The 10,933-nt window shown below is 70.2% G+C and carries 10 protein-coding genes; 4 read left to right on the top strand and 6 right to left on the bottom strand.

What is annotated here, in order from left to right:
* Positions 1-132 precede the first annotated feature (132 nt).
* The 4 genes from ACFVX4_RS09400 to ACFVX4_RS09385 form a co-directional block, all read right to left on the bottom strand.
* Complete coding sequence (locus ACFVX4_RS09400; protein ID WP_072486665.1) at positions 133-1,257, bottom strand: GuaB3 family IMP dehydrogenase-related protein; 1,125 nt, start codon at positions 1,255-1,257, stop codon at positions 133-135.
* Positions 1,258-1,361: 104 nt separating this feature from the next.
* Positions 1,362-2,867 carry an IMP dehydrogenase gene (guaB, locus tag ACFVX4_RS09395; protein WP_389973639.1) on the bottom strand — a complete coding sequence of 502 codons (1,506 nt, stop codon included), beginning with the start codon at positions 2,865-2,867 and terminating at the stop codon, positions 1,362-1,364.
* 139 nt (positions 2,868-3,006) lie between these two features.
* The gene (locus ACFVX4_RS09390) at positions 3,007-3,582 is read right to left on the bottom strand and encodes a sigma-70 family RNA polymerase sigma factor (protein ID WP_072486721.1); all 576 of its coding nucleotides are present in this window, start codon (positions 3,580-3,582) and stop codon (positions 3,007-3,009) included.
* 297 nt (positions 3,583-3,879) lie between these two features.
* Positions 3,880-4,491 (bottom strand): response regulator transcription factor, encoded by a 612-nt coding sequence (locus ACFVX4_RS09385; RefSeq protein WP_003948568.1) that lies wholly within the window; start codon positions 4,489-4,491, stop codon positions 3,880-3,882.
* 412 nt (positions 4,492-4,903) lie between these two features.
* On the opposite strand from ACFVX4_RS09385, the gene ACFVX4_RS09380 reads away from it, so the two are divergent.
* Complete coding sequence (locus ACFVX4_RS09380) at positions 4,904-5,239, top strand: WhiB family transcriptional regulator (protein WP_124716892.1); 336 nt, start codon at positions 4,904-4,906, stop codon at positions 5,237-5,239.
* 83 nt (positions 5,240-5,322) lie between these two features.
* On the opposite strand, the gene ACFVX4_RS09375 is transcribed toward ACFVX4_RS09380, so the two are convergent.
* Entirely contained in the window at positions 5,323-6,213 is an 891-nt protein-coding gene (locus ACFVX4_RS09375) for a LysR family transcriptional regulator (RefSeq protein ID WP_389973636.1), read from the bottom strand.
* A gap of 107 nt (positions 6,214-6,320) precedes the next feature.
* Here ACFVX4_RS09375 and ACFVX4_RS09370 point away from each other — a divergent pair, with 107 nt between their 5' ends.
* Together ACFVX4_RS09370 and ACFVX4_RS09365 are read left to right on the top strand one after the other, a co-directional pair.
* Positions 6,321-6,995, top strand: coding sequence for an MOSC domain-containing protein (locus tag ACFVX4_RS09370; protein WP_389974010.1), 675 nt, complete (start codon positions 6,321-6,323; stop codon positions 6,993-6,995).
* A gap of 35 nt (positions 6,996-7,030) precedes the next feature.
* Positions 7,031-7,804 (top strand): SDR family oxidoreductase, encoded by a 774-nt coding sequence (locus ACFVX4_RS09365; protein WP_093540714.1) that lies wholly within the window; start codon positions 7,031-7,033, stop codon positions 7,802-7,804.
* 8 nt (positions 7,805-7,812) lie between these two features.
* Here the strand turns inward: ACFVX4_RS09365 and ACFVX4_RS09360 are convergent, their stop codons facing one another.
* Positions 7,813-9,342 (bottom strand): right-handed parallel beta-helix repeat-containing protein, encoded by a 1,530-nt coding sequence (locus tag ACFVX4_RS09360; RefSeq protein ID WP_389973633.1) that lies wholly within the window; start codon positions 9,340-9,342, stop codon positions 7,813-7,815.
* Positions 9,343-9,727: 385 nt separating this feature from the next.
* Here ACFVX4_RS09360 and ACFVX4_RS09355 point away from each other — a divergent pair, with 385 nt between their 5' ends.
* Positions 9,728-10,819, top strand: a complete 1,092-nt coding sequence (locus tag ACFVX4_RS09355; protein WP_389973630.1) for a substrate-binding domain-containing protein — start codon at positions 9,728-9,730, stop codon at positions 10,817-10,819.
* The last annotated feature ends 114 nt before the right edge of the window (positions 10,820-10,933 follow it).

Raw genomic sequence — 10,933 nt, 5'->3', positions numbered from 1 at the left:
CCGGTTGGTTTTTTTTTTTGGGGTCTGGCCGGATCAGAAGGGGGGGGCCCTTGTTCGGGAACCGCACCCCGCGCACACGGGGGGGCCCGGACCGCAGCTGCGGTCCGGGCCCTCCCGTCATGCTCGGAACACTCAGCGGCGGTGCTGCGAGTCCGCCACCGTGACCTCGACGCGCTGGAACTCCTTGAGGTCGCTGTACCCCGTCGTCGCCATCGCCCGGCGCAGCGCGCCGAAGATGTTCATCGAGCCGTCGGGGGTGTGCGAAGGACCGGTCAGGACCTCCTCGGTGGTGCCGACCGAGCCCAGGTCCACCAGCTTGCCGCGCGGCACGTCCTCGTGGACGGCCTCCATGCCCCAGTGACGGCCGCGACCGGGCGCGTCCGTCGCACGGGCCAGCGGGGAGCCCATCATCACGGCGTCCGCGCCGCAGGCGATGGCCTTGGGCAGGTCGCCGGACCAGCCGACGCCGCCGTCCGCGATCACGTGCACGTACCGGCCGCCGGACTCGTCCATGTAGTCGCGGCGGGCACCGGCCACGTCGGCGACCGCGGTCGCCATCGGGACCTGGATGCCGAAGACGTTGCGCGTGGTGTGCGCGGCGCCGCCGCCGAAGCCGACGAGGACACCGGCCGCGCCGGTACGCATCAGGTGCAGGGCGGCGGTGTACGTGGCGCAGCCGCCGACGATCACCGGGACGTCCAGCTCGTAGATGAACTGCTTGAGGTTGAGCGGCTCGGCGGCACCCGAGACGTGCTCGGCGGAGACCGTCGTGCCACGGATGACGAAGATGTCCACGCCCGCGTCGACGACGGCCTTGGAGAACTGCGCGGTGCGCTGCGGGGAGAGCGCGGCGGCGGTGACGACACCGGAGTCGCGCACCTCCTTGATGCGCTGTCCGATCAGCTCCTCCTGGATCGGGGCGGAGTAGATCTCCTGGAGGCGGCGGGTCGCCGACTCGACGGGCATCTCGGCGATCTCGTCGAGCAGCGGCTGCGGGTCGGCGTGCCGGGTCCACAGGCCCTCGAGGTTGAGGACGCCGAGGCCGCCCAGCTCACCGATGCGGATCGCGGTCTGCGGGGAGACCACGGAGTCCATGGGAGCGGCCAGGAACGGCAGCTCGAAACGGTAGGCGTCGATCTGCCAGGCGATCGAGACCTCCTTCGGGTCGCGGGTACGACGGCTCGGAACGACGGCGATGTCGTCGAATGCGTACGCCCGGCGGCCGCGCTTGCCGCGCCCGATCTCGATCTCAGTCACGTGTGTGGCCTTTCCCTCTGCGTTTCAGCGCCTTCCAGTATCCCCGACATGCGCGCCAGGGGCGGCCCCGGGAGTCCCGGGGCCGCCCCTGGCACTGTCGGCGGCTACTTGCTGCGGCTGTAGTTCGGCGCCTCGACCGTCATCTGGATGTCGTGCGGGTGGCTCTCCTTGAGCCCTGCGGACGTGATGCGGACGAAGCGGCCCTTGGTCTCCATCTCGTCGATGGAGGCGGCGCCCACGTAGCCCATCGTCTGGCGAAGGCCGCCGACGAGCTGGTGCAGCACGTTGGCCAGCGGGCCGCGGTAGGGCACCTGGCCCTCGATGCCCTCGGGCACGAGCTTGTCGTCCGAGGCCACGTCGGCCTGGAAGTAGCGGTCCTTGGAGTACGAACGGCCCTGCCCGCGGGACTGCATCGCTCCGAGGGAACCCATGCCACGGTACGACTTGAACTGCTTGCCGTTGATGAAGAGGAGCTCACCGGGAGACTCCTCGCAGCCCGCGAGGAGGCTGCCCAGCATGACCGTGTCGGCACCGGCGGCGAGCGCCTTGCCGATGTCGCCGGAGTACTGCAGACCGCCGTCGCCGATGACCGGGACGCCGGCCGCGCGGGCGGCGAGAGCGGCCTCGTAGATCGCGGTGACCTGCGGGACGCCGATACCGGCGACCACGCGCGTGGTGCAGATGGAGCCGGGGCCCACGCCGACCTTGACGCCGTCGACACCGGCGTCGATCAGGGCCTGCGCGCCGTCACGCGTCGCGACGTTGCCGCCGATGACGTCGACGCCGACGCTGGACTTGATCTTCGCCATCCAGTTCAGCGCGTTGCTGTTGTGTCCGTGCGAGGTGTCGACGATGAGGAAGTCCACGCCCGCCTCGGCCAAGCCCTGCGCGCGCTCCAGGGCCTCGGGGCTGGCCCCGACGGCCGCGCCGACGAGGAGGCGGCCCTCGGCGTCCTTGGCCGCGTTCGGGTACTGCTCGGCCTTCACGAAGTCCTTGACCGTGATGAGGCCCTTGAGCACGCCCGCGTCGTCGACCAGCGGAAGCTTCTCGATCTTGTGGCGGCGCAGCAGCTCCATGGCGTCGACGCCGGAGATGCCGACCTTGCCGGTCACGAGCGGCATCGGCGTCATGACCTCGCGCACCTGACGGCTGCGGTCGGACTCGAACGCCATGTCGCGGTTGGTGACGATGCCGAGCAGCTTGCCCGCCTGGTCGGTCACCGGGACGCCGCTGATGCGGAACTTGGCACACAGCGCGTCGGCCTCGGCCAGCGTCGCATCCGGGTGCACGGTGATCGGGTCGGTCACCATGCCGGACTCGGAGCGCTTCACGAGGTCGACCTGGTTGACCTGGTCCTCGATCGACAGGTTGCGGTGCAGCACACCGACGCCGCCCTGCCGCGCCATGGCGATGGCCATGCGGGACTCGGTGACCTTGTCCATCGCCGCGGAGAGCAGCGGAATGTTCACGCGCACGTTGCGGGAGATGCGGGACGAGGTGTCGACTGCGTTGGGCAGCACCTCGGATGCGCCGGGCAGCAGCAGCACGTCGTCGTATGTCAGCCCGAGCGTCGCGAATTTCTCGGGCACTCCGTCGACGTTTGCAGTCATGACACCTTCCTCAAATGGCCTTGATCGGTGCGGATGTCCATGCTAACGGCCTCCGGGGGTGTCTCATTCCACGAGCAAGATCACCCAGAGGTTCTGTAGCTTCGTACGGAACCTTCCGTACGGACCCGACCGGGTCCGCTCACTGCTCCGCGAGGGCCCGCAGCCTGCTCAGGGCCCGGTGCTGGGCGACCCGGACAGCACCCGGCGACATGCCCAGCATCTGTCCGGTCTCCTCTGCGGTCAGTCCGACGGCGACCCGGAGAACGAGCAGCTCGCGCTGGTTGTCCGGGAGGTTGGCGAGGAGCTTCTTCGCCCAGGCCGCATCGCTGCTGAGCAGGGCGCGCTCCTCGGGCCCGAGCGAATCGTCCGGCCGCTCGGGCATCTCGTCGGACGGCACGGCCGTCGATCCCGGGTGCCGCATGGCGGCGCGCTGGAGATCGGCGACCTTGTGGCCCGCGATGGCGAACACGAAGGCTTCGAAGGGTCTGCCGGTGTCCTTGTAGCGCGGCAGCGCCATCAGCACCGCGACACAGACCTCCTGCGCCAGGTCCTCCACGAAGTGGCGTGCGTCACCGGGCAGCCGGTTCAGCCGCGACCTGCAGTAGCGCAGCGCGAGAGGATGGACATGGGCCAGCAGATCATGGGTGGCCTGCGCATCGCCCTCGACGGCACGGTGCACCAGGGCACCGATCCCCGTCGTCTCGTCGTCGCGCATCGGACCATGGTGCCCCGGAGCCGCGTCATCCGTGCCGCCGCGTCCGTAGTTGTGCACCGAAGCGTTATGAGCGGGTGCGCCGGAAGTCATGTCCTGCGCCCTCCCCTTCCGCTCGACCGAATCGTTCCCGAGGAACTCCACATCTCAAGGATGCGGCATCGGCCGGGAAGCGTCACATACCGTCGGCGCGACGGGCTCCGCGGTGGGAGCGGAACCCGTCCCGCGCACGTCGGTCACGTCGCCCCGTCCGCCGGAGCGCGGACGGGGAATCGATCGACTGCCGGCCACGGCCGGACCTCAGCGGACCAGGCCCCAGCGGAAGCCGAGCGCCACGGCGTGCGCCCGGTCCGAGGCGCCGAGCTTCTTGAACAGACGCCTGGCGTGCGTCTTCACCGTGTCCTCCGAGAGGAACAGCTCACGGCCGATCTCGGCGTTCGAACGGCCGTGGCTCATCCCTTCGAGCACCTGGATCTCACGCGCCGTGAGCGTCGGCGCCGCACCCATCTCGGCCGACCGCAGCCGGCGCGGAGCGAGCCGCCACGTCGGATCGGCCAGCGCCTGGGTGACGGTGGCGCGCAGCTCCGCACGGGAGGCGTCCTTGTGCAGATAGCCGCGGGCACCGGCGGCGACCGCGAGCGCGACACCGTCCAGGTCCTCGGCGACGGTCAGCATGATGATCCTGGCCCCGGGGTCGGCGGAGAGCAGCCGCCGGACCGTCTCCACACCTCCGAGACCGGGCATGCGTACGTCCATCAGAATCAGATCCGAACGATCGGCGCCCCAGCGGCGGAGGACTTCCTCGCCGTTGGCCGCCGTCGTCACCCGCTCGACGCCGGGCACGGTCGCGACCGCGCGACGGAGCGCTTCTCGGGCAAGCGGGGAGTCGTCGCAGACGAGGACGGATGTCATGACCGTCCTCCGCAGCTGATGCGCGTCACCTTGAGCCTCCAGGCTGTTACAAGTCGTCACCTGTGCGGTTGACACTCTCGGACACCTGCCCGATCGCTTTTTTCGTCAACCGCCTCCGCCCTCTCAACGATGGTCACTCGAAAGAGTTACGGGTCGGACAAGCGGGTTCGACACTCTACGTGAGGGGGCGCACACGGAGGAGAACGGCACGGATCATCCATCAGTCAACCGAATCTTCACATGAAGGTATGCCCCATTTAGCGGGTTTTCTTCCCTTTTGCTGGTGTCTGTGGATAGATTCGCAATCAGTCATATTTACATCTACTTACACCGTAGATGTACGGTCGTGGGCACGGTCGATGACGGATGACAACGACGTTTCCGACTCAGCATGGTTTCGAGGGGACAAGCAATGGCAGATTTCTCCCGCCTTCCCGGACCCAACGCCGATCTATGGGACTGGCAACTGCTGGCGGCCTGCCGCGGGGTCGACAGTTCGCTGTTCTTCCACCCGGAGGGTGAGCGCGGGGCGGCACGGAGCGCCCGCGAGAACTCGGCGAAAGAGGTCTGCATGCGATGCCCGGTGCGTGCCGAGTGCGCGGCACACGCCCTGGCGGTACGAGAGCCCTACGGGGTGTGGGGCGGACTGACCGAGGACGAGCGCGAGGAGCTCATGGGACGGGCCCGCAGCCGGCTGATCGCGGCGGCGGCACCCTCGGGCGTTCCCTCCCCGTCCGGGCACGGCTGACCCGCCGCACCCGTACCGCAAATACAGAAACGTTTCCGCGATTCACCCGGCCACGACGAGGGGCCGGGTCATCGGCAGGCCGCTCAGCGGGCGGCCGCCAGGGACAGCCGGTCCAAGGTGGCCGCCACCGCCGGAACCTGGGCCAGGTCGGGCAGGGTCAGCGCGACGATCTCCCGCTCGATGGCCGGTTCCACCGTCACGGTGCACGCCCCCTTGGGACGTACCGACTCGATCGCCAACTCCGGCAGCACGGCCACCCCGAGTCCGGCGCCGACCAGGCCGACCACCGCCGGGTAGTCGTCGGTGGCGAAGTCGATCCGGGGAGTGAAGCCCGACTCCTCGCAGACCTCCACGAGCTGGCGGCGGCAGCGCGGGCAACCCGCGATCCACGACTCCCCGGCCAGATCGGCGATGCCCACCGCGGCGGAACCCGACAGCCGGTGGCCCTCGGGAACCAGGCCGATCAGCCGGTCGGTGAGCAGCGGGCGTACGACCAGGTCGTCCCATTCGGTGCCGGAGGCGCCGTAGCGGAACGCCAGCGCGATGTCGCAGTCGCCCTCGCGCAGCATTTCGACCGAGCGCGGCGGTTCGGCCTCCACCAGCGAGACCCGGGTGCCGGGGTGGGCCTCGCGCAGTGCGGCGAGGGCGCCGGGGACCAGGGTGGAGCTGCCGCTGGGGAACGAGACGAGCCGGACCCGGCCGGCCCGCAGACCGGCGATGGCGGCGACCTCCTCCTCGGCGGCGGTGAGGCCGGCGAGGATGCCGGAGGCGTGCCGGACAAGAGCCTCGCCGGCCTGGGTGAGCCGCATCTCGCGTCCCGTACGGATCAGCAGCGTAGTGCCCGCGGATGCCTCCAGGGCCTTCATCTGCTGGCTGACCGCTGGCTGGGTGCAACCCAGTTCGCGAGCGGCGGCGGAGAACGAGCCGGTGGCGGCCACGGCGCGCAGGACACGGAGATGACGGGCTTCGATCACCTCTCAACCATAAGCGACTCTTGGGTCGGGTGTGAGTTATTGCAATGCATCTTTGAGGGTGGAATGGTTAGCGTCTCCGTATGACGTCCATCGAACCGGCAGAGCCGATGCGGCTGCTGACCGTGAATGTGGGACGGCCGAAGGCCGTCGACCACACCGACGCCCCCGCGGGCGTGACCGGCATCGACAAGCGGCCGGCCGACGGGCCCGTACGCGTCACCGACCCCGGGCCCAAGGGCACCGGCGGCAGTGGTCTGGCCGGGGACGCGGTGTGCGATCTGCGTCATCACGGCGGCTCCGACCAGGCGGTGTACGCCTTCGCCCGCGAGGAACTCGACGCGTGGGAACGGGAGCTCGGCCGCCCGCTGGCCAATGGTTCGTTCGGCGAGAACCTGACGACCCGCGGGCTGGACGTGAGCGGTGCGAGGATCGGCGAGCGCTGGCGCATCGGCCGCGATCTGGTGCTGGAGGTGACGTCGGGCCGGATTCCGTGCCGTACGTTCGCCGGTCATCTCGACGAACCGCGCTGGGTCAGGCGGTTCACGCAGGCGGCGGCTCCCGGCGCCTATCTGCGGGTGATCGAGCCGGGTGGGATCCGGGCCGGGGACCCGGTCGAGATCGTGCACCGCCCGGACCACGACGTCACCGTGCAGATGGAGTTCCTGGCCGCGACGACACGGCGGGACCTGCTGCCGGGGCTGCTCGCGGCGGGGGACGCGCTGCATCCCGAGGCGCTGCGTGCCGCTCTGGAGTACGTCGAGAAGTCGGCGGCGGACGGCTGATCGCGGCGTGCCTGACAGGCACTAACGTGCCGCGTATGACGACTGCACTGATTACGGGCGCGACCGCGGGGATCGGTGCCGCCTTCGCGCGGCGGCTCGCGGCCGATGGGCACAACCTGGTGCTGGTGGCACGTGACACCGAGCGGCTGCGCGAGCAGGCGACCGAGCTGCACGACCGGCACGGCATCGAGGCCGAGGTACTGAGGGCCGATCTGTCCGAGGACGAGGGGATCGCCGCGGTCGAGGACCGGTTGACGGACCGTCGGCATCCGGTCGATCTGCTGGTCAACAATGCCGGGTTCGGCAACAAGGGCCACTATCTGGACGTGCCCATGGCCGATGAGCTGAAGATGCTGAAGGTGCACTGCGAGGCGGTGCTGCGGCTGACCTCCGCGGCCGCGGCCGGGATGCGGGAGCGCGGCCGGGGCGGGGTGGTCAACGTGGCCTCGGTGGCGGCGTTCGTGCCGCGCGGGACGTACGGCGCGTCCAAGGCGTGGGTCGTGCAGTTCACCCAGGGCGCGGCGAAGGACCTGGCCGGTTCGGGGGTGCGGCTGATGGCGCTGTGCCCGGGGTTCGTACGGACGGAGTTCCACCAGCGGGCCGGGATGGGGACCGGCAACATTCCGGGCTGGATGTGGCTCGACGCGGACAAGCTGGTGGAGGCGGCCCTGGCGGACCTGGCACGGGGCAAGTCGGTCTCGGTCCCGGACCCGCGGTACAAGGCGTTGATGGGGCTCGTGAAGGTGACGCCGCGCGGCCTGCTCGGAGGGGTCACCTCCAAGACAGGCCGCAAGTACGGTCCTCAGTGAGCGGTCGGTTACCGCACCCCGCGGCCCGCGTAGGCGCCGATGTTGGGGGCGCCGGGCTTCAGTGCGTTGCCGAAGTAGTCCTTGCCGCCGTTGTTCTCGATGACGGCTCCGGCGGCGAGGGCGGGCGAACCCGCGCCGAGCCGGAAGTCGGCCCGGAGCTTCGGGTCGGCCGTGATGCCGCCGGGGTTCGGGCGGGTCATGTCGATGCCGTAGAAGGCGTTGTGGTCGAAGGAGAGCCCGGGGGTCGGGTTCTTGAAGGCGTAGCCGCCGGTGCCCTCGCTCACGAAGACGTTGTTGCGGATGGCCAGTTCGTGCTGGGTGGTGGCGGGGCTGCCGGCGTCGTCCTGGACGAGGTATCCGGGGATCTGCTCCTTGTTGTGGAAGGTGTTGTTGTAGATCTCGGTGCCGAGGATCGGGCCCCAGCAGTTCTGGATGAGGCGGGCACCGTCGTCGCGGCTGACGTTGTAGCGGGCGACCGTGCCGATGGTCTTGGCGCCGCTGTACGGGCAGATCAGCAGGAAGCCGCCCTTGTTGTCGTGGCTGTAGTTGTACTGGAAGACGGTGTTCTGGGAGGCGCCGTCGGCGTCGAAGGACATCCCGTCGTGGGTGTTGCCGCCGCCCGAGACCTCGTTGTACTCGACGGTCGTGTCGTCGGTGTTGAAGGTCCAGATGCCCGCGTTGGCGGAGGGCGAGCGGAGCTGGAAGCCGTCGACCCGGTTGTGGTCGACGCGGGCGCCGCTGGTGGTGTCGAGCTTCATGCCGTCGCCGGCCAGGGACTTGAGAGTGTTGTGGTGGATGCGGACTCCGGTGCTGGGCGTCCACTCCCCCGGGTACACGTTCGGGTCCTGCTGCTGACCGACCAGATCGCGCTTGGAGAAGGTCGACTTGAAGTAGATGCCCTCGCGGTCGACGTCCTCGATGCGGTTGTTCCCGATGTCCAGACCGTCGTACCAGCTGGCCTTCGCCTTGCCCTCGACGGCGATGTGGATCGCGCTGGAGCCGGAGACCGTCTTGTAGTCGCCGCCGCGCACATCGTGGATGTGGAGGCCGGAGATGTCGAAGCCGCGGGCGACGCCGTAGTCGGTGAGGCGGAGCCGGACGCCGTTGCGCTCGCTGCCGGGGTTGTCGGCGTTGGTGATCTCCAGCGCCTTGAGGTGCACGTACTGCGTGTTGGAGAGCAGGACGACATCGTGGGCACCCGCGCCGTCGAGCCTGGCGCGGGCCGGGCCGTTGCCGTAGTCGGCGATGGTGAACGGGGCGCGGGCGGAGCCGGTGCCCGTGGGGGCGAGGGTGCCGGTGCAGGTGGCGCCGCGCTTGAAGAGGAGCCGGTCACCGGGGCCGTAGGTGTGCGCGTTGGCCTCGGCGAGCGAGGTCCAGGGGTGCTGCTTGCTGCCGGAGGCGCCGGCCGGGTCCGCGGCGCAGTCGACGTGGAAGGTACGGCCGGTGGGTGCGGCTTGTGCGGCGGTCTGGCCCGCGACGGTCAGGCTGCCGGCGGCCGTCAGGGCCGCGAGCGCCGCAGCAGTGACGCGATGTCTCACAATTCCTCCGTACGAACGGTCAGGGTCGGGACGAACAGTCGGGGTGGGGGCGGGACGAGTCCGCATCGCCGGAATCCTGGACTTGGATTGATCGAACGTCAATGGATTGCGTTTGAATGATCGAAACTCCCATCGTTCGATCGCGTTGGTCTAGGGTCTTTTGTTTGGATCAGGCCCGCTCAGGGAGCGGAGCCCGGTGCGTGCGATCGCAAGGCGGAGGAGGGAGGCATGGCGGAGCCATGGCGACCGACGACAACGCGGCGAGCGTGCGCACCAGGCTCCGCGAGCCCGGCCTGGTCCGAACGAAAGACCCTAGGGTCGGACAACGGCCCCGGCACCTGGCCGGACCGGGGTCCGGGCCACACACTGCGAGGGGACTGCTGCCGTGCGCGAAAGTGCTGCTGAACGTCATGACCGCCTGCTCGGACTGGTACGGGAACGGGGTTCGGCCCGGGTCTCGGACCTGGCCTCGCAGCTCGGCGTCTCGCCCGTGACGGCCCGCCGTGACGTGGAGGAGCTGGCCGGCCGCGGCCTCCTGGACCGGGTGCACGGATCGGTGTCCTGGCCGCAGGACACCGCCCCGGGCACGGCCGCCGGACCCGGCTCCGCGGGCAGCGGCCTGGTCCTCGGCATGCTCGCGCCCTCGTCGACCTACTACTTCGCCGAGGTCATCCGCGGCGCCCACGAGGCCGCCGCCGGGGCCGGGGCCAGGCTCATCCTGCGGATCTCCGACTACCGGCCCCAGGAGGACCACGCCCGCACCGAGGGGCTGCTCTCCGCGGGCGCCGAAGGACTGCTGGTCGCGCCCGGCTGGCAGGACCCGGGCGACCCCGCCGCGTTCGGCGACTGGATCGCCTCGCTGCCCGTGCCGACCGTGCTGCTGGAGCGCAGGCCCACCGCGGGCTCCCCGTTGGACGGCCTGGACCGGGTCTGCTCGGACCATGCGCACGGCGTGCTGCTGGCGGTGCGCCACCTGGTGGATCTCGGGCACGGGGCGCCGCTGCTGATGGCCCGCGCGGACTCCCCGACCGCCGTCGCGGTGCGGTCCGGGTACGCGGAGGCCCTGGCCGTGCTCGGGCTGCGCGCACCGCAGGACGTGATCGATTCCGTACCGGCCGAACTCGCCCCGGACGCCTTCGAGCAGGCCGTGCGGGCGCTGCGCGAGGCGGTCCTCTCGGGGGTGGCGACGGCGGCACTGATCCACAACGACGTGGACGCGATCCAGGTGGTGCAGCGGCTGGCCGAACTGGGCGTGCGGGTGCCGGAGGACCTGGCCCTGATCGCCTACGACGACGAGGTGGCGGCGCTCGCCGACACACCGCTCACGGCGGTGGCACCGCCCAAGCGCGAGGTGGGCCGGCACGCGACGGAACTGCTGGTGGAGCGGCTGGGCCAGAGCGCGGGCGCACCCCGGCGCCATCTGACGCTGCTGCCGCAGCTGAGGGTCAGGGACTCGTGCGGGGCGCGCCTCCCCTGAGGGCTGTCCCGCAGGCCCGGGGGCAGATCCCGGAGCAGGCGTTCCCGCAGCCCCCGCGCCCGGTTCCGCAGCGTACGCCCAGCGCTTCCGTACGTAACTTATCTGATCTTTTTT

Source organism: Streptomyces sp. NPDC058240 (assembly GCF_042882135.1).
Lineage (GTDB): Bacteria > Actinomycetota > Actinomycetes > Streptomycetales > Streptomycetaceae > Streptomyces.
Note: the sequence above shows the minus strand (reverse complement) of the source record. Positions and strands in the feature narration are given on the sequence as shown.

Coding starts and splice junctions, on each gene's coding strand:
- guaB (WP_389973639.1), bottom strand. CDS start 2,867: ATGACTGCAAACGTCGACGGAGTGCCCGAGAAATTCGCGACGCTCGGG.
- ACFVX4_RS09390 (WP_072486721.1), bottom strand. CDS start 3,582: ATGCGCGACGACGAGACGACGGGGATCGGTGCCCTGGTGCACCGTGCC.
- ACFVX4_RS09385 (WP_003948568.1), bottom strand. CDS start 4,491: ATGACATCCGTCCTCGTCTGCGACGACTCCCCGCTTGCCCGAGAAGCG.
- ACFVX4_RS09380 (WP_124716892.1), top strand. CDS start 4,904: ATGGCAGATTTCTCCCGCCTTCCCGGACCCAACGCCGATCTATGGGAC.
- ACFVX4_RS09370 (WP_389974010.1), top strand. CDS start 6,321: ATGCGGCTGCTGACCGTGAATGTGGGACGGCCGAAGGCCGTCGACCAC.
- ACFVX4_RS09365 (WP_093540714.1), top strand. CDS start 7,031: ATGACGACTGCACTGATTACGGGCGCGACCGCGGGGATCGGTGCCGCC.